The 22,775-nt window shown below is 67.7% G+C and carries 26 protein-coding genes; 13 read left to right on the top strand and 13 right to left on the bottom strand.

Annotated elements, in window-relative coordinates:
• Positions 1–58 precede the first annotated feature (58 nt).
• Entirely contained in the window at positions 59–538 is a 480-nt protein-coding gene (locus tag AAIL17_RS03680) for an SRPBCC family protein (RefSeq protein WP_424681466.1), read from the top strand.
• A 342-nt stretch (positions 539–880) separates the two neighbouring features.
• A complete protein-coding gene (locus AAIL17_RS03675; RefSeq protein WP_424681465.1) occupies positions 881–1,195 on the top strand; it encodes a hypothetical protein in 315 nt (104 codons plus the stop codon).
• Positions 1,196–1,327: 132 nt separating this feature from the next.
• On the opposite strand, the gene AAIL17_RS03670 is transcribed toward AAIL17_RS03675, so the two are convergent.
• Complete coding sequence (locus AAIL17_RS03670; protein WP_424681464.1) at positions 1,328–1,828, bottom strand: nuclear transport factor 2 family protein; 501 nt, start codon at positions 1,826–1,828, stop codon at positions 1,328–1,330.
• 259 nt (positions 1,829–2,087) lie between these two features.
• Between AAIL17_RS03670 and AAIL17_RS03665 the strand changes: the two genes are divergently transcribed.
• Positions 2,088–2,483: a RidA family protein gene (locus AAIL17_RS03665; RefSeq protein ID WP_424681463.1), complete on the top strand. Its 396-nt coding sequence runs from the start codon at positions 2,088–2,090 to the stop codon at positions 2,481–2,483.
• A gap of 72 nt (positions 2,484–2,555) precedes the next feature.
• Complete coding sequence (locus AAIL17_RS03660; protein WP_424681462.1) at positions 2,556–2,972, top strand: OsmC family protein; 417 nt, start codon at positions 2,556–2,558, stop codon at positions 2,970–2,972.
• Positions 2,973–3,020: 48 nt separating this feature from the next.
• On the opposite strand, the gene AAIL17_RS03655 is transcribed toward AAIL17_RS03660, so the two are convergent.
• The 5 genes from AAIL17_RS03655 to AAIL17_RS03635 all read right to left on the bottom strand — a co-directional run bounded on the left by AAIL17_RS03655 (position 3,021) and on the right by AAIL17_RS03635 (position 7,546).
• Positions 3,021–3,464: a YybH family protein gene (locus AAIL17_RS03655; protein WP_424681461.1), complete on the bottom strand. Its 444-nt coding sequence runs from the start codon at positions 3,462–3,464 to the stop codon at positions 3,021–3,023.
• Between the two features lie 147 nt (positions 3,465–3,611).
• The gene (locus tag AAIL17_RS03650) at positions 3,612–4,109 is read right to left on the bottom strand and encodes an SRPBCC family protein (protein ID WP_424681460.1); all 498 of its coding nucleotides are present in this window, start codon (positions 4,107–4,109) and stop codon (positions 3,612–3,614) included.
• A 79-nt stretch (positions 4,110–4,188) separates the two neighbouring features.
• Positions 4,189–4,551 (bottom strand): ArsR/SmtB family transcription factor, encoded by a 363-nt coding sequence (locus AAIL17_RS03645; RefSeq protein ID WP_424681459.1) that lies wholly within the window; start codon positions 4,549–4,551, stop codon positions 4,189–4,191.
• Between the two features lie 76 nt (positions 4,552–4,627).
• The gene (locus AAIL17_RS03640) at positions 4,628–5,938 is read right to left on the bottom strand and encodes an MFS transporter (RefSeq protein WP_424681458.1); all 1,311 of its coding nucleotides are present in this window, start codon (positions 5,936–5,938) and stop codon (positions 4,628–4,630) included.
• A gap of 279 nt (positions 5,939–6,217) precedes the next feature.
• The gene (locus AAIL17_RS03635; RefSeq protein WP_424681457.1) at positions 6,218–7,546 is read right to left on the bottom strand and encodes a hypothetical protein; all 1,329 of its coding nucleotides are present in this window, start codon (positions 7,544–7,546) and stop codon (positions 6,218–6,220) included.
• On the opposite strand from AAIL17_RS03635, the gene AAIL17_RS03630 reads away from it, so the two are divergent.
• Together AAIL17_RS03630 and AAIL17_RS03625 are read left to right on the top strand one after the other, a co-directional pair.
• Complete coding sequence (locus AAIL17_RS03630; RefSeq protein ID WP_424681456.1) at positions 7,545–8,300, top strand: MAPEG family protein; 756 nt, start codon at positions 7,545–7,547, stop codon at positions 8,298–8,300. The genes AAIL17_RS03635 and AAIL17_RS03630 overlap by 2 nt on opposite strands.
• Positions 8,301–8,372: 72 nt before the next feature.
• A complete protein-coding gene (locus AAIL17_RS03625; protein WP_424681455.1) occupies positions 8,373–8,855 on the top strand; it encodes a hypothetical protein in 483 nt (160 codons plus the stop codon).
• A gap of 43 nt (positions 8,856–8,898) precedes the next feature.
• On the opposite strand, the gene AAIL17_RS03620 is transcribed toward AAIL17_RS03625, so the two are convergent.
• Positions 8,899–9,786, bottom strand: coding sequence for a LysR substrate-binding domain-containing protein (locus tag AAIL17_RS03620; RefSeq protein WP_424681454.1), 888 nt, complete (start codon positions 9,784–9,786; stop codon positions 8,899–8,901).
• Between the two features lie 108 nt (positions 9,787–9,894).
• On the opposite strand from AAIL17_RS03620, the gene AAIL17_RS03615 reads away from it, so the two are divergent.
• Genes AAIL17_RS03615 through AAIL17_RS03605 form a run of 3 tightly spaced genes read left to right on the top strand, consistent with a single transcriptional unit; the run spans position 9,895 to position 11,201 of the window.
• On the top strand, positions 9,895–10,209 hold the full coding sequence (locus AAIL17_RS03615) for a carboxymuconolactone decarboxylase family protein (RefSeq protein WP_424681453.1): 315 nt from the start codon (positions 9,895–9,897) through the stop codon (positions 10,207–10,209).
• A 7-nt stretch (positions 10,210–10,216) separates the two neighbouring features.
• Positions 10,217–10,783 carry a DUF4865 family protein gene (locus tag AAIL17_RS03610; RefSeq protein WP_424681452.1) on the top strand — a complete coding sequence of 189 codons (567 nt, stop codon included), beginning with the start codon at positions 10,217–10,219 and terminating at the stop codon, positions 10,781–10,783.
• A 16-nt stretch (positions 10,784–10,799) separates the two neighbouring features.
• Complete coding sequence (locus tag AAIL17_RS03605; protein ID WP_424681451.1) at positions 10,800–11,201, top strand: tautomerase family protein; 402 nt, start codon at positions 10,800–10,802, stop codon at positions 11,199–11,201.
• 49 nt (positions 11,202–11,250) lie between these two features.
• On the opposite strand, the gene AAIL17_RS03600 is transcribed toward AAIL17_RS03605, so the two are convergent.
• Complete coding sequence (locus tag AAIL17_RS03600) at positions 11,251–12,843, bottom strand: carboxylesterase/lipase family protein (protein WP_424681450.1); 1,593 nt, start codon at positions 12,841–12,843, stop codon at positions 11,251–11,253.
• Positions 12,844–13,079: 236 nt separating this feature from the next.
• Here AAIL17_RS03600 and AAIL17_RS03595 point away from each other — a divergent pair, with 236 nt between their 5' ends.
• Entirely contained in the window at positions 13,080–13,319 is a 240-nt protein-coding gene (locus AAIL17_RS03595) for a hypothetical protein (RefSeq protein ID WP_424681449.1), read from the top strand.
• A 177-nt stretch (positions 13,320–13,496) separates the two neighbouring features.
• Positions 13,497–15,068 (top strand): EAL domain-containing protein, encoded by a 1,572-nt coding sequence (locus AAIL17_RS03590; protein WP_424681448.1) that lies wholly within the window; start codon positions 13,497–13,499, stop codon positions 15,066–15,068.
• Between the two features lie 112 nt (positions 15,069–15,180).
• On the opposite strand, the gene AAIL17_RS03585 is transcribed toward AAIL17_RS03590, so the two are convergent.
• The 3 genes from AAIL17_RS03585 to AAIL17_RS03575 all read right to left on the bottom strand — a co-directional run bounded on the left by AAIL17_RS03585 (position 15,181) and on the right by AAIL17_RS03575 (position 19,556).
• Positions 15,181–16,818 (bottom strand): S8 family serine peptidase, encoded by a 1,638-nt coding sequence (locus AAIL17_RS03585; RefSeq protein WP_424681447.1) that lies wholly within the window; start codon positions 16,816–16,818, stop codon positions 15,181–15,183.
• A 268-nt stretch (positions 16,819–17,086) separates the two neighbouring features.
• Complete coding sequence (locus AAIL17_RS03580; protein ID WP_424681553.1) at positions 17,087–18,322, bottom strand: putative bifunctional diguanylate cyclase/phosphodiesterase; 1,236 nt, start codon at positions 18,320–18,322, stop codon at positions 17,087–17,089.
• A gap of 13 nt (positions 18,323–18,335) precedes the next feature.
• Positions 18,336–19,556 carry an HD-GYP domain-containing protein gene (locus AAIL17_RS03575; RefSeq protein WP_424681446.1) on the bottom strand — a complete coding sequence of 407 codons (1,221 nt, stop codon included), beginning with the start codon at positions 19,554–19,556 and terminating at the stop codon, positions 18,336–18,338.
• Positions 19,557–19,784: 228 nt separating this feature from the next.
• Between AAIL17_RS03575 and AAIL17_RS03570 the strand changes: the two genes are divergently transcribed.
• Positions 19,785–20,990, top strand: a complete 1,206-nt coding sequence (locus AAIL17_RS03570) for a serine hydrolase domain-containing protein (RefSeq protein WP_424681445.1) — start codon at positions 19,785–19,787, stop codon at positions 20,988–20,990.
• A 16-nt stretch (positions 20,991–21,006) separates the two neighbouring features.
• Here AAIL17_RS03570 and AAIL17_RS03565 read toward each other — a convergent pair whose 3' ends face one another.
• Together AAIL17_RS03565 and AAIL17_RS03560 are read right to left on the bottom strand one after the other, a co-directional pair.
• A complete protein-coding gene (locus tag AAIL17_RS03565; RefSeq protein WP_424681444.1) occupies positions 21,007–21,183 on the bottom strand; it encodes a DUF3606 domain-containing protein in 177 nt (58 codons plus the stop codon).
• A gap of 111 nt (positions 21,184–21,294) precedes the next feature.
• Positions 21,295–21,807, bottom strand: coding sequence for a YbaK/prolyl-tRNA synthetase associated domain-containing protein (locus AAIL17_RS03560; RefSeq protein ID WP_424681443.1), 513 nt, complete (start codon positions 21,805–21,807; stop codon positions 21,295–21,297).
• 133 nt (positions 21,808–21,940) lie between these two features.
• On the opposite strand from AAIL17_RS03560, the gene AAIL17_RS03555 reads away from it, so the two are divergent.
• Complete coding sequence (locus tag AAIL17_RS03555; protein ID WP_424681442.1) at positions 21,941–22,774, top strand: arginase family protein; 834 nt, start codon at positions 21,941–21,943, stop codon at positions 22,772–22,774.
• Position 22,775 lies beyond the last annotated feature (1 nt).

Genomic DNA, 22,775 nt, shown 5'->3' with positions numbered 1-22,775 from the left:
GCAATTTAATTAGCCAACGTCCCCTTTGGCTCCAACCGCGCGACATTCCCGAGGAACGATGAACGTCAATTCGCCTCCGCCGATGCACATGACGTCTTCGGTCCTCGTACGGAGCAACCTGGAAAGGGTTTGGTCGTTCATCGTGGACGAGCGCAATGCCCCGCGGTGGGACCGCAGCGTGGCGCGCGCGGAGCTTCTCTCGCCATCACCACTTCGTGTTGGCTCGATCGTGCAGACCACCGCGCCGTCGGGGATGGTGCAACAGTTTCGCGTCGACGAAATCTCCCCGTCCCGTGTTCTTCGGTTCAGTCTGCTGCGCTCTCCATGGTTTCGTACGGCACAACTGACTTTCAGGCTGGCGCCGGTCGAAGATGGCGTGTCCATCACCCACGACATCGCAGTCGCGTTCCGATTCCCCTGGGCGATCCTCATGCCCGTTCTCGCTCTTTTCAAGAAGCGCGCCCTCGGTGCGGATCTCGAATCGCTCCGACGCGCGATTGACGAAGGACTCGACTTGACCGTTCGGAACGGGGCGTAAAAGCAGGCGTGACGCCTAGCGAACGCTGCGGCAGACGGGCGCGTGATGGCGGCCGAGATAAAGGGGACAGATAAAAGGGGCGGAGGGAATTAAACCTACCGATAATCCCTTGCCAGCGGAAAAAGATGTATCTGGTTTAGCTGGCGAGCGTGGGCGGCAGGAACCGGCAGGAACGGGGGCAGGAACGGGGTCAGAGCCCCTTATCACGCACAGAAACCAAAAGCGTGGATAGGAGTGCCCTTTCATATGGGAAGGCGGATGCGAGCTGTCATCTTGGCTTTAGTGTGTGTTCTCTGCGCGTGCTCGAGCAGGCCAGCGCCCCTGTTTCCGGATGCTGGCGAGGTGGCCTATGCGACGGTGGAGGAGGGCTACACCGATCAATCCACCCGCGTGGTTCGGCAACACCTTGTGATCGAACGGGCTCTGGAGTTGGTCCAGCATCGCCAGTGGCACGCGGCCAGCACGACTTACCCTACGGGCGAGACGAGCGTCGCCTTCCAGGCTCTGGACGGTCGCGTCTTGTGCATGCTCTGGTTCGGCCCCGGATGGGTCGGCGCGGCTTCTTCGCTCGATCATTCGGGGCCTGTGCTTCTGGACGCCGACAAAGAACTGCGTGGCGAGCTACGCAGGCTGTTCGGGCTGCAACCCGAACGCTAGACGGCACTCCGAAAAAAAGGGACGGAGGCAATTAAGTCCCACGTCGACCGCCTCCAGCCAAAGGCCCAAGCGCCAGTATGTTCAGCGCTCCGCGGCCCCGTCAGGGCGTTCGCCATCCCAAGCCGCGGCCCTTCACTTGCAAGGCATGTCGACTACGCTGGCCTGGCGCGCCAGAAAGCGCCAGGCGCCGTGGTCGAAGATGAAGACGTTGGTGAAGCGGCGGGTAAGGTCCCTGCTGCCGAACTTCTCGCCGAGGTTGCTGCCTGCGGCCGGTTTGACGGTTTCCCTTCCCATCACGATGCCGACGTTTCCGGTGATCGCCGTGCCCTCGATCGTCCGTTCGAAACGGTCGCTCGCCATCTTCCCTTCGCCCAGCATCTTCACCAGGACGGCCTTTCTCAGTACACGGTTCGAAGGTCCGTTGAGGATGTAGTTCGGGTGCATGAACCTGCTTTGTGCCTCTGCGTCGCCCTGCACGATGATCCTCATCTGTTCCGCGTCGGCGGCCCGCAGCGAATCCTCGGTGGGCCCGGCGGCCAGGCAGGGGAAGGAAGGCAGGGCAGCGCAAAGCATGAGCGCGAGTCTTGCGACGGTCGGCATGGGAGCCTCCACGGCGTGCGTGTAGTCGTGCATCGGCCACGCCATGCATGGATGCTCGCGTGATGGACCCCAGGCCAGTGGTCCATACGCCCAGGCGCGGGTGGCAGCGGCCTTGTAGTCCCGGCCGCGTGAAGGGCGTGGCACCAGGCTTGCGGCAGTCCGGGTGTGCCCCTCTTGGCGAAAAACACGGCAAGACGGGTGAAAGCAGGAACGGGATCAGGGTCACTCATCGAGAGCAGGTTAGAGTCCTTATAGTTTTTCCTCCTGGATTCGCCGCCGAACAGGGTTAACCATGACTCTCACATGCATCAATCCCGATGATCTGCCGCCTCAGCAAACCTACACTCAGGTCGTCGTTGCCACGGGCAGCAAGCTGGTGTTCGTCTCGGGTCAGGAGCCCGAGGACATCCATGGCAATCTCGTTGGCCACGGTGATCTCGCGGTCCAGGCGCGCCAGGTCTATGCCAACCTCGGCCGTGCGCTGACTGCGGCTGGTGCTGTACCGGAGCAGGTCGCAAGAATCACGATCTACGTCGTCAACTACGAACGCGACAAATGCTTGCCGATTATTGAAGAAGCGCGCAGAACGCTGTTCGGAGATCACAAGCCTGCGGACGTGGTGCTCGGTGTGGCGTCGCTGTCCCCGGGCTACCTGATCGAGGTCGATGCGATCGCAGTCATTGATTGACCGATAACCGACGGGGCTGGCGACGCTTGGTCGCTTGGCCTGGTTGCCATGCCAGCGAGCTGGGATTCGTCCATGGAGATCTCCGCCTACATCCAGAACGCCGCCGCCGGCCAGTCCGTGCGTGTGTCCACCGCCGGCCGTTCCCGGCTCCTGGGCGTACCGGGCAAGCCCGAGGGGCGCGGGAGTGCGGTGAATGGTGGCGAGTTGCTCATGGCGGCCCTCGCCACCTGTTACTGCAACGACCTTTACCGGGAGGCCGATCGGCTCGGGATCGGGATCAGCGCTTGCGAGGTGATCGCCACGGCCCGGTTCGATGGCGTGGGACTTGCCGCCACGTCGATCACTTACGCGGCGAGGGTCGAGTCGCAGGCGCCAGCGGAAGAGGTCGAGCGCCTTCTTTCGGAAACGGATCGGTTGGCCGAAGTCCACAGCACGCTTCGGGCCGGTTGCCCGGTCGAGCGCGTCGCCTGGACACCGTTGGCGACCTGATCCCGCAGCCGCAAGCGGCCTTCACGCGCAACGGGTCGCTCGGATGCATCAAGGCGCAAGGTCGAACAAGGCCTTGCCGCTCGCGACCTCGATCGGTACGGAAACATGCTCGTGCGTCGCCTGCCACCGGCCGTCGATCAGGCGGAAGCAGACGGTCCAGCGAAGCCAGCGCTCGGTGGTGCGCCCGTCTTGCAGCGTTCCACGCATCCAATTGAGGCTGTGGCTGAAGGACAGCCGGTCGCTCGCCTCGATGGCGAGGTCGTGGATCTCATAGGCGACCGGCCCCTGCAAGGCAGCGAACGTCGCCTCCCAATGCTTCCTGAGCGCTTCGGCTCCGACGCACCGCAAGGGCGGCGCGAGGTCGAACGAGATGATCGTTGGAGCGAACAGCGACATGACGCCGCCGATGTCTTTCGCGCGAAACGCCGCGGCGAAGCTCTGGATCGCTTCACGGATGCGAGCTTCGCCGACGGTCTCGTGTTCATCGGGCATGGTGCGCATATCCCCTGGCGGATGACGCGGATCTTCCACGGTGCCGCGTGCATTCATGGTTTAAGGGGGCGCCGATCAGGAGGGCGCAAACCGGGTCCGGTCCATTTGCCGCACGGCAACAAGCGGACCGGACCCGGTTTCGGGCCTTTACGCTGCCGCTTTGAACATGTCGTCCAGGCGGGTGTAGCTGTGCTCCATGCCGTCGGTCATGCCGGTGGAGGCCGCGCCGTCACGCGCTTCCTTCGAAGCGAACTTCAGGTTGCAGACGAGCGTCGTGACACCGTTCTGCTCGGTGAGTTCGACTGACACGATGCAGGGATCGCCGGCGGGCATCGTGAGGTCCATGTTGCCCGGGTCGAAGTATTGTTCGTGCGCGATCCTGGACGGGCGATCGACTTCGGTGAACGTTCCGAAGAAGCCGAATTCGTTGCCGTCTTCGCGGTTTTTCCAGCGCCACTTGTACGTGCCGCCGACGCGCACATCCATGTCGCACACCGGCATGTCCCAGCCTTCATAGCCCTGCCATTTCTTCACGAGTTCGGGCTTGGTGTGCGCATCCCACACCAGTTGGCGGGGCGCGTTGAAGGTGCGTGTGACGCGAACTTCGCGATCGCTCGGCAATGTGACTTCTGCGGGCTTGGGCATGGTGTTCTCCTTGGTGCGTCAGGGTGATTGCGCGCCGCCCCGGGCAGGGAAGAGCGAACGGCGCGTCGACAGGTCCGCGCTATTTCTTTGTTCGCTTGCGCCTGGACGGTTTGGCCTGGAGTTCTCCGAGCAACGCATCGAGGCGCTGGTAGTTCTGTTCGAAGATCTCGCGGTAACGGTCGATCCAGCCCACGGCTTCCTCCAAGCGCCTCGGTTCCAGCTTGCGCGGACGCCGTTGCGCATCGACGTCGACCGAGATGAGGCCGGCGCGCTCGAGCACTTTCAGATGCTTGGAAATGGCCGGCTGGCTCATCTCGAACGGCTCGGCGAGTTCCGTCACCGTGGCTTCTCCCGTCGCCAGCCGCGCCAGGATGGCGCGCCGGGTGGAGTCGGCCAGGGCGGCGAAGGTCAGGTCGAGGCGTTCCGAGGAGTTCATAACCATCTATTTAGATAACCTATTGGTAATATAAAGAGGCGAGACACGCCCAGTCAAGACCCCGGAACCGGGTTGAGGCCACTTACTGCAGGGGCGATAAGCGAGCCCGTTTCTCTTCGGGCCGCGGGCGCGTCTCCGGCATGGCCAGGAGTACGGGCAGTACGGCCAATGCGACCGCGGCGATCATGGCGCCGGGCGCGGCGTGCCAGCCGGTGCGCCGGACCAGCAGTTCGGCGAGGAAGGGCGTCAGGCCGCCGAAGAGCGCGGTCGCCACGGTGACGCCGAGCGCCAGGCCGCTCAGGCGTCCTTCGCCGGGGAACTGTTCGGCGGTGGCGGGCGCGCCGACGGCGCTGACGCCGCCGGCCAGGCAGGCCAGCGTGATGGCGCCGCCTGCGATGGCCGATTCGCCGCCGCCGCCCATCAGCCCGAACATCGCCAACGGAAGCAGCATGCTGGCGACGGCCAGCCAGACCAGCACGGGCCTGCGGCCCACCCGGTCGCAAAGCGCGCCGGCCAAGGGCGTGACAAGGATGACCGCCACGGCGGCGAGCGTGGACATCCACAGCGATCGGCTCTCGACCAGGAGGCCCGAGGACACCAGGAACGTCGGCACGTAGGTGATGCCCACGTAGTAGGTGATCGAACCCAGCGCGGAGATGGCGAACGTGCGCAGCAGGGCGGGGCGATGGTGGGCGAGCGTGTGGCGCAGCGGCGACTCGGGCAGGCTCTGCTGCCGCACCTGGCGGAGGAAGTCGGGCGATTCCTCCATGGTGGACCGGGCAAACCACACGCAACCGGCCAGCGCCGCGCCGACGAAGAAGGGAATGCGCCAGCCCCAGGCATCCAGTTGCGCGGGACTCAGCAGGCCGACCGTCAACGCGGAGACGGCGACCGCCAGCAGCGCGCCGACCTCGCTGGCGGCGGAGGCCAGCGACGTGATCAACCCGCGACGATCCGCCCGGGCGCCTTCCAGCAGGTAGGCGACCACGCCGGTGTACTCGCCGCCGACCGAGAACGCCATGAAGCAGCGCAACAGCATCAGCACCGCGCCCGCGGCCGGGCCGATCGCGGCGTAACCGGGCAACAGCGCCGTGGCGAGCATCGCCAGGGTCATCAGCATCATCGACAGCAGCAGCGTGCGTTGCCTGCCGATGCGATCGCCCACGTGCCCGAAGACCATTGCGCCCAGCGGCCGCATCGCATAGGCGATGGCGAAGCCGCCGAGCGTGGCGAGCAGCGAGGTTTCGCCGCCACCGAAGAACACCCGCGACAGCACGGTGGCGAAATACAGGTAGAGCGTGAAGTCGTACCACTCCACCACCGTCGACAGCGCGGCGATGACCATGGAGGCGCGTGAGATCTCGCCGACGCCGTGCGGATGGGGGAGGGGCATGCGGAGCCGGGCCGGAAGCTTGCGGTGGTCCGATGGTAACCGCCGCCCGCGCGATCGACCCAACTGACGGGGCAGGTTGACCGGAACGGTTCCGCTCGAGCGTCCCGCCGGTGTGTCTGCCTCGGGCCGGGCGAGGCGCTGCAGGGCGAGGCGATCTCCGATCCGCTGTCCGCCGCTTTGCGCCGGCCCGGAGGAGGCCTTTACCGGAGTACGGCACGGACACAATCGACGGTGGCCGCAGGCGTGCCTCCCGCGCGCCTGCGGCATCGGTTCATGGACTCACGGGGTGGGTACGTGCCAATCGTAGGCCGCACCATCAGCGACGTAACGGGCGCTGCCATCGGCCAGGTTGATGACGTACATCTGGGTGGGCAGGCGCACGTACGGGGTTTCCTGTTGCACGTAGCAATTGGCGAGCAGTTGTTGCCCATCGGGCGAGAGGCGCACGGCTGCCCAGGTCACGACGATGTTCCCGTTCGGGTCCAACGGGACGCAGGGCTGGGTGAGCTGACGCAGCCCGGTACCGTCCGTATTGATCACATAGAGCTCTTCCGTGCTCGAGTAACGATCGATGGTGTTGACGATGGCCTGCGAGCCGCCCGGCGTGAGCAGCAGTTGTCCGCCTGCAAGGATCAGGGCGCCGCTGGGGTCGACGAGCGCGACCTGCTGGCCCGTCAGCATGTTCCTGGCGCACAGGACCATCTGCTCCTGTTGGTCCGGTGTGCAGGAACCGGGCGTGTTCGTCTGGAACACGATTTCGTGGCCGTCGTAGGACAGGTCGCCGCCCGGGCCATGCAGGTTGGAAGTGACGTTGGCCTGCACCAGCGTCGCGGCGCCCGTGGCGACATCGACGCGGTAGAGGTCCGAGCCGTGCGGGAACGGGCTGTCCGGCGTTGTCAGCTCCACGTAGGCGAGCAGGCTGCGGCCGTCGCCCGACCAGCGCAGGCTTTCGACCGCCTGGTTGTACTGCGGGTAATAGCCTTGGGGACACCACAGCTTGCGTTCGCCCGTGCCGTCCGGGTGGATCACGCCCACGCAGGCGTGGTTCACCGGCGCACCGTTGGCCGAGTTGCTGAAGGCGATCAGGTGAGTACCCGCCGGGCCCCAGGTGAGATAGCCGTAGCTCGGGCTGTTGTTGCCTGATGGGAGGTCGTTGCCGTCGTGGAAGAGGGGCAACCTTTGCTGACCCGATGCATCCATGACGTAGTACTTGCCGGAAACGTACGGGTTGTTGCTGGTGGAGCCGCTGCCGGTATATGCCTGGAGGAACTGGCTGTAGTGCCCGCCGGGAGAGAACGCGCTGCCGACCCAGTTCTCCAGGGCATCGAAGGGAGCGGGCCAGGCATCGGGCACATTGAACACGCCTTCGGCGTAGGGAGTGAGCTGGAGCAGGTCGGAGCCGTCGTCGTGGATGCTGAAGATCGCGCTGCCGATGATCTGCTGATGTCCGTTGACCGTGCTCGCCAGCGGCCGTACGAGGATGATCGTGCCGGGCGAGGTCGAGTCGATCGAGGGTTGCGCGTTCTGTGGAAGAACCCCTGGCCCGGCCGCCGCCGCGGCTGCAAAGGTGAGGGTTGCTGCAAGGGTGGTAAGCGAGAAAACACGCATGAGCGTTTCCTCCATTTTTTGGGGGCAATACCCCTTCGCTGTCGCAACGTTGCGTTGCGGCATCAGTTCGGTGCCTGGTTTTCCCCTGCAGTCAGGATGCATTAATGCATGTATCGGCGCCGTGACAATTACTGTCGGGGCTGACGTCGGCCAAAGAAAGCAGATCAGCTTCATTCAAGGCATCTGGTCGACGGCCAGCGAAGCAGACCCATCCGGGGACGCTGACAAAATCCCGATTCAGAGCACACTTTCAGCCGGCGTGGCGTATCGAGCCGTGCCCCGGACCGGCCCATGCCACGGCGACGCGCGAGCTTCGCCGGGCCCTACGGAGGATGTAGCGATGATTTCGTCCAGCACGATCGCCTTGACCGGCTTCATCACTTGGACGCTGCTGTTGCTGGTGCTCATGGAAGTCATCCGCACGCAGCTCGTCCTGCGCGGCAAAGTGCCTGCCAACGGCTTCACTCCCGGCAACGCAGGTTTGTCTCCTTTCATGCAGAGGCTGGCCAGGGCGCACGCCAACTGCATTGAAAGCCTGCCGGTCTTCGGCGGCCTGTTGATCGTCGCCATCGCTACGGACCGCACGGCCATCACGGATTCGCTCGCCTATCTGCTGCTTGGCGCGCGGCTTTTCCAATCGCTCGTGCATCTGTCCTCGGTCAGCTCGAGGGCCGTGACGATACGTTTCAGCGCGTTTGCCGTGCAGATGGCGATTGGCCTGTATTGGGCGTTCGAGCTGCTGGGTACGGCATGACTCACCACGGGAGCACGGTCTGACCCAGCAGCTACGCTACTGCGCCGGATCTCGCGCTCACTGGAGTCAGTCGTGGATACCTTCCCCAAGTACGCGCTCGCCGAATGCGAGCGCCGATGGCGTGTGGACCTGCCAGCAGTGGGCTCGCTGGCGTCGCTGCCTTTCCGCGAGATCGACGACGTATACCTGCGCGACACCCGGTTGCGGCTGCGCAAGGTGCGCTCGGCGGAAGGCGTGGTGTTCAAGCTCGGCAAGAAGTACGGCAGGAAGCCGGATGGCGTCGAGCCGATCACCAACATCTACCTGACCGAACAGGAATACGCCGCGCTGTCGCTGCTGCCTGGCCATGCGGTGAGCAAGCGGCGCTACGCCCTCGGCGAGGGCGCGCTGGACGTCTATGACGGGCCGGTGCCGCTGGCGTTCTTCGAGCGGGAATTCGCTTCCGCCGCGGAGGCTGCCGCCTTCGAGCCACCGCCGTTCGCGCTCGAGGAGGTCACCCGTGAACCGGAGTACTCCGGCTTTGCGCTGGCGATGGCCGCATCGCAAAGGCGTTGAAAAACGCGACCGCTTCGTGAACACCAGTCGCCGGGGTTTCGCATCACGTCCGCGCGGCCTCGGCGAGGTCCTGCAGGATGATCTGCGCCAGACGCTCCACGGCCGGCGCCGGCCTGGCTTCGGCGCGGTACAGGGCCAGCCCGAGCGCGGGCAGGGCTGGCAGGCCGGCTTCCTTCGGGGTCAGCGCGCGCACGCCCGCGGGCAGGCCGAGCGGCGTGCGTACGCTCATGCCCAGGCCCGCCGTCACGGCCGCCCAGTTGCCGGCGAGGCTGGCGCTGCTGAAGGCGATACGCCAGGAGATGCCCGCGCGGTCGAGTGCGGCGGTCGTCGCGCTGCGCACCAGGCAGGGCGGATCGAGCAGGACCAGCGGCAACGGCTCGCCGCGCTTGCGTCGCACGACGGGCAGGTTCGCCGGCCCGATCCAGCGCATCGGCAGGCGGGCGATGCGCTCGGCGCGGGAGTGGCTCGCGTCGGTCTGCCACGCGAGCGCGAGGTCGAGCCCTCCCTTGGCGATGCCTGCCATCAACTCGGCATTGCGTGCGATGCGCGCCTCGACCCGCAGCTTCGGGTGCGCGCGTGCGAAGCGGCCGAGCACCGCCGGCAGCAGGTGCTCGCCGAAGTCCTCCTGCAGCCCGAGCCGGACGCGGCCTTCCAGTTGCACGCCGCGCACCGCGGCGGCGGCTTCGTCGTTGAGATCCAGCAGGCGACGGGCGTAGCCGAGCATCGTCTCGCCCGTCTCGGTGAGCGCGAGTCCGCGGCCGGCCTTGCGCAGCAGGGGTGCGCCCGCCTGCTCCTCCAGCTTCTTCAGTTGCGCGCTGACCGCGGAGGTCGAGCGATTCAGGCGTTCGGCAGCCTGCGCGAAGCTGCCCAGTTCGACCCCCAACGCGAAGCTGCGCAGCACGTCGATGTCGAAGGTGGTGGTGCGGGGCATCGGACGATCCCGTTTTGGTGGGCGAACGGTCCGGAAGATTTCGATTTTCCGGATGGCGGCAGGTGGCTACCGTAAACCCGTTCCCCCGCACGATCAACGAGGAAGCCGATGGCCCATGATCCCCACTATGCCGCCCGCAGCATCGGCGACATCGCACCGAAGCTCGCCCAGCTCACCGACGAAGTGCTGTTCGCCGACGTCTGGGCGCGACCGCAGCTTTCACCACGCGAGCGCAGCCTGGCCACCGTGTCGGCGCTGGTCGCCCTGAACCGCACGGCGCAACTGCCGTTCCACCTGCGTCGCGCCCGCGACAATGGACTGGCCGATGGCGAGCTGGTCGAACTGATCACGCACCTCGCTTTCTACGGCGGTTGGCCGGTGTCTTTTTCGGCGCTGGAAACGCTGCGCGAGCTGGACCGCTGAGGCCGCCATGCTCGCCATGCAATACAGCATCACGCTGCCGGCCGATTACGACATGGGCATCATCCGCCGCCGCATCGAAACCAAGGGACCGCTGCTGGACGGCTTTCCCGGGCTCGCGTTCAAGGCGTATCTCAGTGCCGAGCGCGGCGACGCCACGCTACCGAGCGAGGAGAACCTGTACGCGCCCTTCTACCTGTGGCGCGACAACGAGGGCATGAATGCCTTTCTCGCGAGCGCGGGCTTCGCCGCACTGGCGCGGGATTTCGGATGGCCATCGGTGCATGTCTGGTCGGTGTGGCAGGCGCGGACCCTGGAGGCGCTGGCCGGCGCCGCGTGCGCCTCGCGGGAGATCGTCCGGCTGCCGCCCCATCCGGCGCTGGGCGACCGCCTCCGGCGCGAGGAGGAGGCGATGGATGCCGAGCTGGCCGAGGGCGCCCTGGCCGTGGTCTGCGCCTATGAGCCGGCCGACTGGACGCTGCTGCGCTTCTGCCTGTGGCCGGAGCTGCGTGGCGACCTGGCCCGCAGCGGCCGGCAGTTGTATCGCGTCGGGCACGTCTCGACCTCCACCCACTGACTCCGCAGGAAACGCCATGCCTCTCGTCCGCATCGACCTTCGCCGCGGCAAGCCCGCGGCTTACCTCGCCGCCCTGCGCAACGGCGTCTATGAAGCGCTGCGCGAAACCTTCGAGGTGCCCGAGAACGACCGCTTCATCCTCGTCAATCAACACGTCGCGGAGGAATTCGACTGCGACCCCGGTTATCTGGGCATCGCGCGCGGCGAAGACCTGGTGATCGTGCAGATCTTCTGCGCGAACACGCGCGGCGTCACCCAGAAGAAGGCGCTGTACCGATGCATCGCCGCAAAGCTCGCGGCCGACCCCGGTCTCCGGCCCGGGGACCTCTTCATCAACCTGGTCGAAACGGCAAGGGAAAACTGGTCGTTCGGGCACGGCATCGCGCAGTACGTCGAGGCCGCTGTTCCGCCACGATGAGGCAGGAGGCGGGAAGCGGCGGCTTCGCCGCTCCTGCGCGCGGACCTCGTCAGGGAAGCTCGATCGTCGGGTGCGTGGCGATGAAGGACTGCAGGAAGGCCTGGCGGGCCGCGCCGGTGTCGCGGATGGTGCGGGTGTCGACGTCGATGCGCTGCCGCGGCACCGGGCCGTCCGCTTTGCTCACCGCCGGCCAGGCGGGCAGGCCGGGACCGTTCGGGTTGCCGGTCTTGATGAAGCGCTCGACGTAGCCCTCCATGACGTGCGAGACCGCGTGGTCGGCGGGCGTCCAGTCATACACCGGGTTGCTGTCCAGGTTGCCGAGCGCATACTCGATCTCGCCGCTGTGCACGGCGCCCGGGTCGGGCTGCTCGCCGGGCAGCGGATGGCGCTTGGCCGGGCGCGGCCGGGCGAACAGGTAGAAGTACACCGGCGCGTCGGCAGTGTGTCTTTGCAAATCCATCCAGCGCCAGGTGCTGTGCGCGATGAACAGGTCGCCGGCCAGCTCGCTGGCCGAGCGTTCGACCTGCGCGCGATCGCGGCCGGGATACAGCGCCAGCGCCCGTCCGGCCTGGTTGCCGAACAGCCGCGCGAGGGCCGCGCGGTAGTTCGCCGGCGTCGGCGGCAGCTTGTCGAGCAGGTTCGGGTAGAAGCCCTCCTGGGTGTTGCTGCCCAGCAGCAGCGGCACGCCCGCCTGGTCGCCGCGCGCGAAGGTGGCGGCGGGCGGCTCGGTGAGGAACAGGCCGTCGATATCCGGCCCGACGTCCGGCGCCGGCTCGGCGCTGGCCGCGAGCAGGGCGGTTGCGGGCATCGCGCGCAGCGCCACGAGCGTCGTGGCGCCGGCCTTGCGCATGAACGCGGCTCCCTGCGTCTGCGCCTCGACCTGGGTTTGCGGGGCGATCGGCGCAATCAGTGCGCCGCTCTCGCCGATCGCGCCGGCGATCAGTCCGCGCGACAGCGGCGAGGCCATGTGCGCGCTGACCGAAATGGAGCCGGCCGATTCGCCGCCGATGGTGATCCGCCGCGGGTCGCCGCCGAAGCGGACGATGTTGGCCCTGACCCAGCGCAGCGCGGCGTTCTGGTCGAGCAGGCCGTAGTTGCCGCTCGCGTGCGCGGGCGATTCCTCGGCGAGCGCGGGCAGGGCCAGGAAGCCGAACACGCCAAGGCGGTAGTTGACCGTCACGGTGACGATGCCGCGGCTGGCCAGGCTGGCGCCGTCGTAGCGGTTCTCCGAGCCATCGCCGCCGGCGAAGCCGCCGCCGTAGAAGTAGACGAGCACGGGCAACGCCGCATGCGCATCGCCGGCGGGCGTCCACACGTTGAGATACAGGCAGTCCTCGCCCATGCCGTCGGAGCGGAACACCATGTCGCCGAACAGCGGCAACTGCATGCAGCGTGGCGCGAAGCGCGTTGCCTGCCGCACGCCTTGCCACGAGGCCGGCGGTTGCGGCGGCTTCCAGCGCAACGGCCCCAGCGGCGGCGCCGCGTAGGGGATGCCCTGGAACTCCCGCAGCACGGTACCGTCCAGACGTGCCAGCTTGCCCTCGAGCGTGCCCTGGTCGACCGTCACCCGCGGCGGTGCGTCGGCGCCGTGCGCCGCGGGCAGGGCGATCGGGCTGGCCAGGGCGAGCAGCGCGCCGAGCATGAGGCGCGTTCCGTGGAAGGGGAGAACGGATCGACGGTCGGCGCGGTTCATGGGGCTCCTCGCTTTTTCCAGGAATGCCGGGGGACGGAATGCCCTGCGGGTACCGGATCGTGGCGGCGCTGGCGAAGCACCCGCCGGATACGCTTTCTGCGGGACGGACCGCACGGCTACTCTCCCGTCCCGGCGATTCCGCATCGTAGGACTTTATGCGCCCTTTGCGCCGGGAAAGACGTTGGATGGCGGTGGCCGGCGCAGTGGCCTGCCTGTTGGGGGCCGTTGCGGCCTACCTGGCATTGCAGCGCGAGCTGGGGGCCAAGTTCCACGGCGGCGTGCTGGACGAGGATCGGGCGTGGGTGTTCTGGCACGACGTCCGGGTGGCGGCGGTGGCATTCGCCGTCATGGCGTCGGCGATTTTCGCTGCGTTCGGCCTGATGCCGGTCCTGTTGCATCGCCTGCTGCGCGGCGCACGCGGATAGCCGGCTCCAGCCGTCGCTGTCGATCATCCCCTGGCGCCTTCCCGCTTGGCTGGATCGATCCGGGGCCCGCTTCCCCGGCCCGAAAGCGTGCAACACTTGCGCGCCGCATCGGCACCGGTAATCGGCAGCAGCCCAGGGCTGGAGTGGACCATGGTCGGTTGGACACGCAGGCAGCTGATGGTGGCGCTGGTGGTCCTGGTCGCCGTGGCCGTGCTGGTGCCTGTACTGCTGAGCCTGGAGCTGGCGCAGCGCCAGGCCCGCGCCGAGCTGGCCCGGCGCGCGGCGTTCTATGCGGCGGACGTGCTGCGCCGGACCGAGGCGACGGGCGACCAGATGGTCGCCGCCTTCGCGCGGCTCGGGCGTATTCCCGAAGCGGAGAGGTGCGGCGCGGCAGGACTCGCGCTCATGCGGGATCTCGACGCGCAATCGCAGTACCTGCAGATGCTCGGCGTCGCCCGCGACGGCGCGCTGGTGTGTTCGTCCTATGGCCTCCACGTCCCGGCGATTCCCCTGGGGCCGGTGGACTACCTGGCCAGCACCGGCTTCAGCCTGCGCCGTGACGTGAGCTTCCCGTTTGCCCCGGGTGCGCGCCTGGCCGTGTTCCAGCAGGGTCCGTTCGTGGCGCTCGTGCATTCGGCGTTGCCGGTGGATACCACCGTGGCCGATCCGGGCACCGCGCTGGCCGTCGTCGGGGTGAACCGGCAACTGGTGTTCGCCCAGCGCGGTGCCATCGATCCCCAATGGCTGCAGGACCTGGGACGCCTCGCGCCGGGCGCTTCGGTGGCGCAGGTCGTCGCGGGCCGGGCGATCGCGCGCATGCGCTCCCGCCGCTTTCCCGAGGTCGCGGTGCTGGCCGCGCTGGATGCACGCGCGACGGACGGCGTCACCGACCGCGAGGTCTGGGTGCTGGTGCCGATCGGGTTTGCCATAGGCGCGTTGCTGGCATGGGTGCTGGTGCGACTGGCCCGCATCCAGGCCAGTGCGGCGGCGGCGATACGCGCGGGTCTGCGCCATGGCGAGTTTTTCCTCGCGTACCAGCCCATCGTGCGGCTCGCCGATGGGCGGTGGGTGGGCGTCGAGGCATTGCTTCGCTGGCGCCGTGACGACGGGCGGCTGGTGGCTCCCAGCCTGTTCATTCCGATCGCCGAGGAAAGCGATCTGATCTGCGCCCTCACGACGCGGCTGGTCGGCCTGGTCGAGCCCATGCTGAAGGAGTTCGCGGCGCAGCAGGATTTCTTCGTCGCACTCAATCTCTCGCCCAGGGACCTGCACGCCGCCGGAACGCTCGACCTTCTGTGCGGACTGATCGAGCGCACGGGTGCGAGGTCGGAGCAGCTGCATCTGGAGATCACCGAGCGTGCCTTCGCGGACACCGCGGAGGCGCGCTCGATGGTCCGACGCCTGCGCGAACTCGGTTTCCACGTCGCCATCGACGACTTCGGAACGGGGTATTCGAGCCTGTCGGAACTGACCAGCTTCGAGCTGGATGCGATCAAGATCGACAAGGCCTTCGTCGACACGATCGGCAGCGATGCGGTCACCAGCCACATCGCTTTCCACATCGTGGAAATGGCCCACAAGCTGTCGCTCGACCTGGTGGCCGAAGGCATCGAGCACGAGCCGCAGGCCGACATGCTGCGGGCCTGGGGCGTGGCATGGGGTCAGGGCTGGCTGTTCTCGCCGCCGCTGTCGCTCGAGCAACTGCGCGAAGGCATGCGCCGTGGCGGGAAAGGGGCGGGAGGAAGCTAGACCGCGGCGAACGGGCCCGCGAAAACGCGGGGTGCAGTCAATCGGGCTGCGAACGGAAAAAAGGAAGGCGGGCTCGCGCCCGCCTTCGTCCGGATGCCCAACCGGGTGGTCGCTAGTTGCCCTTGCCGTGTGGCTCGAAGTCCACGGCCGCCTCCACCGCTGCTGCCGAATCCACGATGCCCGCGCCGATCGAGTACTTGCCCTTGGCCCGGATCATCGGCTCGTACGCGGTGTCCCGCAGCACCTGCAGCACCTGCGCAGGTTTGAGCAACGGCAGGTGCAGGGCCTTGCGCGCGCTCTGCATCAGCGCCACGGTGCCGGTCACGTGCGGTGCCGCCTGCGAGGTGCCGGCAAAGCCGCCGTAAGTGGTGCCCACGGGCACCGGGGTGGTGGTGCCGTTGTTGAGCGCCTGCCAGACGAAGCCGTCGTAGGAGACCACGCCGGTGTTCGGGTCGTCGTCCTGGTAGACGCCGCCGCCGGGCGCGGCGATTTCCACCGCATGGCCCCAGTTGGAGTAGTAGGCCCGCTGGCTGGTGATGCCGGTGGAGGCGACGGTGACCACCCCGGGGCAGCCGGCCGGGGTGTACTTGGCCGCGTCGTCGCCGCTGTTGCCGGCCGAGACCACGACGGTGGCGCCCAGCGCGTTGGCCTTGGCCACCGCCTTGGCGGTCACGTCCTGCGGGTTGCAGCGGCCCGAGCCGCCGAGGCTGAGGTTGATCACCTGCGCCGGATGGAGATTGCGCGGCACGCCGACGACGTCGCCACCGGCGGCCCAGACGATCGCATCGGCGATGTCGCTGGTGTAGCCGCCGCAATGGCCGAGTACGCGTACCGGCAGCACGCTGGCATCGAAGGCGATGCCGGCCATGCCGGCGCCGTTGTTGGTCAGTTCCGCGCCGGCGGTGCTGGCCACGTGGGTGCCGTGCCACGAGCTGTTCTCGGGCGGGTTGTTGGCGTCGGTGCACTCGGACAGCCACGGCTCCGTGGTGGTCCAGTCGCCCAGGTCCCAGCCGCCGGGCACGCGGTCGTCGGTCGGGCGCCCGGACACGAAGGCGTCGGTGATGAAGTCGTAGCCCGCGTCGCCGAGGCTGGTGTTCACGTCCACGTGGCGGGTGATGCCGGTGTCCAGCACGGCGATCACGATGCCGGTGCCGTCGGCCAGGTCCCACGCGTCGTTGACGCGTGCGCCGCCGTGGTTGGCGTCGCCGAAGTAGGTGATGCTGCCGTCCGGTGCCTTCAGGTGCCACTGGTAGATCGGGTAGTAGCTGTCGCTGGGGGTGAAGGTGGCCGGCGCGAGGTTGTCCGGCGCGCGGAGGTCGCGGATCCGGTGCAGCATCACGTCCGGTGTCACGTAGGCCACCGCCGGGTCGGCGGCGATCTGGCGGACCAGGGCGGCCGCTTCGCTGCTGCCGAGCTTGCGCGAGGTGCGGACCAGGTCCGCCCCGGTGGCGAGCGTGCGCTGGAAGGACGCCTGTACCGCCGCGCCGCGGCCGGCCGCCGTGGCCCGATCGAGCCCCGCGCGGCTGATCGCCGCGCTCACGCCCTGCAGCGCGGCCGAGCGATTGCCACGCTCGGTGCTGCCGTCGCGATAGGTCACGATGAAGCGGTCGTACTGGCCACCGGGCGCCAGGCTGCTGAGGTCGAAGCGCGTGGTCGCCGGATCCTGCGGCGTGGCCGCCTGGGCGGAGAGAGACAGGGCAAGGGCGATGGAAGCGCCCAGCAGTGCCTTGATCGCGTAACGGTGTGTCATGCGGTGGTCCTCCGGTAGTGACGCCGCTCACGCGGCGCAAACGCAACGACGGCACCAGGTGGTGCCGCTTCGTCAAAGGAAACGCCAAGCGCCGGAGAGTCCCCGCCCCAGCCAAACCCCGCCGCGTTTTGCGCGCGGCGCCCTGCCGGGACACTAGCAGACGTTCGTGGGGGCGTCGTGAAAACTTGCGAAAGGGAGCCCCGGGTGGGTGCACGCCTTGTGCCGCCGGGAAAAACGAGCCGTAGGAAGTCGAAGGTCCCCGGTCGGGCTAGTTGGCTCGCGCGTGGCGCGCGACGAAATCGCCCGCCGGTTCGGGGTGGCCCAGGTGGTAGCCCTGGGCGTAGTCGCAGCCCATCGACGTCAGCAGCTCCTGCGTGGCCTGGTCTTCCACGCCTTCGGCGACCGTGGTCATGCCCATGTGGTGCGCCATGCGGATGATCGATTGCACCAGTTTGACGGTGCGCGGATCGCCGCGGAGGTCGCACACCAGCGAGCGGTCGATCTTCAGTTCCGAGGCCGGGAAGCGGCGCAGGTAGGCGATGGAGGCGTAGCCGGTGCCGAAGTCGTCGATGGCGATGCGCACGCCGCGATCGCGCATGCGCTGCATCGCCCGCGCGCTCGAGGCCAGGTCGTTCACCAGTGCGGTCTCGGTGATTTCCGCCACGACCACGCTGGGCGGCAGGTCCCAGATTTCCAGCACGTCCATCAACTGTTCCACCAGTCCGGGCCTGGCGAACACCCGCGGGGAGAAATTGATGGCGAAAGTGAGACCGGGGGCGCGCAGCATCGCGGCGTGGCGCAAGGTGGTACTGATGCTCCAGCGGGTCAGCGCCTGGATCAGGCCGCTCTTCTCGGCGAAACCGACGAAGCTGGCCGGCGAGACCAGGCCCAGCCGCGGGCTGGTCCAGCGCGCCAGCGACTCGACGCCGGCGATGGCACCCCGCTGCAGGTCCCACACCGGCTGGAAATACGTCAGCAGGCGGTTGGCTTCGATCGCCTCGCGCAACTCCTCGTAGACGATCTCGTCGTGCGCCTCGCGCGGCTCGTAGAGCACGCAAGATTCGCCGCGCGCATGCGCGTCGGCCAGCGCCAGCTCGGCGCGGCGGCACAGCAGGTCCGGCGTGTCGGCATGGCCCGGATGGAGCGCCACGCCCATTTCCGGACGTCCCTGCCACGGGTAGGGCAGGCCGTGCAGCGGCAGCTCGAAGGTCTGCAGCAGCCGCGCGGCGGCCAGCAACACGTGGTTGTGGCCGTGCAGCCCTGGCAGCACCAGCGCGAAGCTGTCTTCGCCGGCGGAGAACACGCGGTCGATCGGGCGCAGCGCTCCGCGGATCAGGTCCCGCGCACGCACGTGGGCTTCTTCGCCGATCGCGTAGCCGAAGCGCAGGCTGACCTCGCGCAGTCCCTCCACGCGCAGCATCATCACCGCCAGGTGGCCGTCGACCGCGGAGGCCGGCGACAACTGGCTTTCGATGGCGTCGAAGATGTCCGCGCGGTTCAGCATCACGCGCCCGGACTCATGCCACGAACAGGTCGGAGGTGTCGATCGGACATTCGCCCGGAGCAAGGCTGCGCACGATGTTGATCGCGGCGGGACCCTCGTGGTTCATCAGGTCGATCACCTGGAAATCGTTGACGCGCTGCTTCTGCGGCGTGCTCAGCAGCACGACACGCGGGCGCAGCCGGCGCGCCTGGTTCTGCGCCATGACGATGGCGATCTCGCCGGTGCTCAGCTCCACCAGCGATCCGGTGGGATAGACGCCCATGCACACCTGGAACTGTTCGACCAGTTCGGCCTGAAACAGCCGGTCGCGCTCGGCGTAGATGTGGCGCAGCGCGGTGTGGCGCGAGACGGCGCCACGGTACGGGCGCGGGCTGACCATCGCGTCGTAGGCGTCGACGATGCCCAGCATGCGACCGGGCAGCGGGATGTACGAGCCCACCAGGTGCTCCGGATAGCCGCTGCCATCGTAGTGCTCGTGGTGGTGGCGCACGATGTCGAGCACGTCCGGTTCGACGATCCGCGAGTTGGCGAGGATGTCGACGCCCTCCAGCACGTGCGAGCGCACCTGCTCCATCTCCTGCGCAGACAACGGGCCGGGGCGCTCCAGCAACTCGCGCGGCACGCGCGCCTTGCCGACGTCCATCAACAGGCCGCCGGCGGCCAGGCTGATGATGGTTTCCTCGGCGAAGCCCATGTGCCGGCCGAACGCGGCGGCCAGCGCACTGCAACTGACGGCGTGGCTGTAGCTGTAGCTGTCGTGGTCGCGCAGGCCTTCGACCCAGAAGAAGGCATCGGCGTTGCGCAACACGCTGGCGACCAGCGGGCGCACCGCGCTTTCCACGTGTTCGGCGGAAAGCTCGCGGCCGGACGTCACGTCCTCGAAAATCCGGTCCAGCATCGCGATGGCGTTGTCCAATGCCTCCTGCGCCTGCGGCACCTCGTTTTCGATCGGCATGGCGCTCGCGTAACGGGTCGCCGCGTTGAAGCGCTGGGCGGACACCTGCGAGCGGATGATCACCGACGCTTGCGGTTGCGGGTCGATGACCAGCCGCCGGGCGTCGACGTAGACGTGTTCGCAGTACGTGCGCAACGCCTCGATGTTGTCCATGCAGGTGAGTTCCACGCCCTGCAGCGGAAACGGGGTTTCTTCCCATGGCCGGTCGAGCCGGCACACGTACATGCCGACCTGCAGGTCGGCCACGTCCATGCGGCGTTCCTCCAGCTCGTAGGTCATGGGGTGCACCGTGGATGGCTGGCGATACACATGGTTCAGATGACTGCGGACGTCGTGGAATCGACGGGAATGGCCGGAGCCATGGGTCGTCTTCCTGCATCGGCGCCAGGCCGCTTTTCTTGAGCTGCAGAACGGGAGCCCGACCGAGCGGAGAACGCACGAAAAGGCATCGAAAAGGGGTGCGCCCGGTAACATGGCGGCCCTGCACCGTCACCCTGGCCCTTCCACATGCGCCTGAATTTCTCCGCCCGTCTGTTCGCCGGCATCCTCGGCCTGGTCGTCTCGTTGCCGTCGGCGGCGGGCGGGCAGGCGGCTCCGACCATCGGACAACAGCGCGAAGGGGTGCTGTTCTGGACCCAGGCGCAGCGCGAGGCGCGCTTCCCGCGGATGTACACGTTGTTCCCGAGCGATCGCGTCGCGCGCGGTGCGCACGTGCATGCCCTGCCGCAGGGTCGGCCGCTGGCCGTGGATGGCCGGGACGCGTCGGCCTGGCTCGCCGGCTACATGGACCGCTACCACATCGCCGGCGTGATGGTGCTGCAGGATGGCCATGTCCGCCTGCAGCGGTATGCGAAGGGCTTCGGGCCCGAACAGCGCTGGACATCGTTCTCGGTCGCCAAGTCGGTCACCTCGACCCTGCTCGGGATCGCCCTGCAGCAGGGCTACATCCGCAGCATGGACGACACGCTGGGCAGGTACATCCCGGAACTGCGCCATACCGCCTACGCCGAGGTCACGGTGCAGCAGTTGCTGACGATGACCTCCGGCGTGCGCTGGAACGAGGACTACGCCGACGCCAAGTCCGACGTGGCGCAGATGTACCTAGGCGCCTGCGTCGACGGCCGCGCGCATGTGCTCTCGTATCTGGCGAAACTGCCGCGCCAGTGGCCGGCCGGCACGCACTTCAACTACAACACCGCCGAGACCGACCTGCTCGGCATCCTGGTGCAGCGGGCCACGCACCGCTCGCTGGCAGCCTATCTCTCGCAGACGCTCTGGCAGCCCTACGGCATGGCCGCGGACGCGTACTGGATCAAGGACGAGTGCGACGGCAGCGACACCGGCGGCAGCGGCCTCTCGGCCACCCTGGGCGATTACGCGCGGCTGGGACAATTCATGCTCGAAGGCGGCCGCATCGACGGCAAGCCGATGATCGCCGACGCCTGGTTGCAGGGCGCCGTGCGCCAGCAGACCGGCGTCGACGAGCCGGACCGCGGCTATGGCTACCTGTGGTGGACCGATGAGGACGGCAGCTATGCGGCGATCGGCATCTTCGGTCAGCTCGTCTACGTCAACCCCGCGCGCAAGCTGGTGATCGCCCAGGTGGGAGCGTGGCCGCAGGCCACCAGCAAGGAGCTGATGGCGGCGCGACGTGCGTTCGTCGCCGCGATCAAGCGTGCCGTGGATCGCGAACACGCACGGCCGTTACCGTGAAACGCCGTGCGCCTTCTCAGTGCTTCAGCGCCCGCTCGACGTCCTTGGCCATGACGCCCACGCGGTCCACCGCGGCGCGCAGCTCCTCCATGCTGACGTGCCATTTGTCGGCCCAGTAGCGGGCCTCGTAGTCCTCGTTCACGTTGACGCGCGTGCGGTCGGCAGGTCCTCGGTTGTTCAGGTCGTCGCTCATGACAGGCTCCCGGTTGGCTGTCTGGACCCGTTGTGGCATCGGCGCGGTGAACGGTCAGTCGAACTCCGGTAGTCGCACGCGTGTGCCGTTCAGCAATGCCGGAGCGTTCGTTCAATCGCCGCGGGTGATGTCGGCCACCTGCGGCCGGGCGATCCGCAGGTAGTCGTCGACCGCCAGGACGATGGAACGGTCGAGCCGGCCGGCGTTGAACGCGATCTCGAGGTTGGACGAAAACAGCGCCGGGTCGGCGATCAGTCGGATGCCCGGCGAAAGGGCGAACGGCGGGACGGCGCCCATCACGCAACCGGTCAGTTCCTGCGCGAGTGCAGGATCGGCCAGCGTCGCCTTCTTCGCGCCGATGGCTTCGCCGAGCTTCCTGAAGTCGAGCCTGGCCGGACCCGGGAGCACCGCGAGCACCGGCGCGGGCGCGGCTCCCTTGACGACGCAGAGCATGGCCTTGGCCCCTTGCTCCGGCCGCGTTCCACGGATGCGCGCGACGGCCTCGGATTGTCCCTCGGCCGGGTGTTCGAGGACGCGGAAGCTGGCGTTTCCGGCATCCAGCAGGCTCACCAGTTGGTCGAAGACCGGCGCCTGATCTTGCGCATCCCGATCCGTGATGGTCATGCACGCTCCTGTCGTAGTCCCAGGCCAGCGTCCGACCATAGCAAAGTGCCGAGGGTGCGCCTTTTCGTTCTCAGCATCGATGGATCGCTGGACCCCCGCGGCAGCAGGAGCACGGCTATGGCACGATGGGCGAATGCGATCGAACCACGGCGCAACACGTGTTCCACCGTCCCGGACCCGCTTCGACCTCGGTCTCGGCTACCCGCAATGGCAAGGATCGGGACGGCACGAAAACCTGCCGCGTGGTGCCGCCGCGGCGGCCGCCGTTGTCGGGCGCTACGCGCCGCTGGTGCATGTGCCGTCGGGCGGCGAAGGTACGGAAGCCGCCTATGGCGTCCGATGCTGGGATGCGATCTTCAAGCAGTTCCACGGCGCCCGTGACATCCTCGCGCGATCCGGTGCACGGCGCGTGCTCACCGCCGGCGGTGACTGCGCGGTGGACGTGGCGGTCATCGCTTATCTCAACGGCCTGCATCCGGGACTGCGCGTGATCTGGATCGACGCCCATCCCGACGCGAACACGCCCGAAACGTCCCCCAGCGGCAACTTCCATGGCATGCCCGTGGGCGCGATCCTCGGGCGCGGCCCCGGACCGATGCGCCCCTTGCTGGGCGCGCCGGTCGATCCCCGCCGCTTTCATTACTTCGGCATCCAGGTCGGCGACGAAGGCGACCGGGCGCTGCAGCGCGAACTCGGTCTGCAGCCGCTGGATCTGCAGTCGCCCATCGATGGCCCCGTCCATATTCATTTCGACCTGGACGTGCTCGATTCGCGCGAATTCCCTTTCGTCGCCTACCCCGATGGCAAACTCGGGCTCGACGATGCGATCGGCCTGGTCCGCCGTATCGCGCGGGAGGCCGATCTGGTCGGATTCACGGTCACCGAATTCGCCCCCGCCGATGACGATGAGGCGCGCGTGGGCAGCGAAGTGATCGCGAGGCTGTGCGATGCGGCGGTCGATCCATGAG

Origin of the sequence: Frateuria sp. YIM B11624, assembly GCF_049727805.1 — a bacterium.
In the GTDB taxonomy this organism is placed as follows: domain Bacteria; phylum Pseudomonadota; class Gammaproteobacteria; order Xanthomonadales; family Rhodanobacteraceae; genus Frateuria_A.
This window is presented reverse-complemented; position numbering and strand designations above follow the sequence as displayed.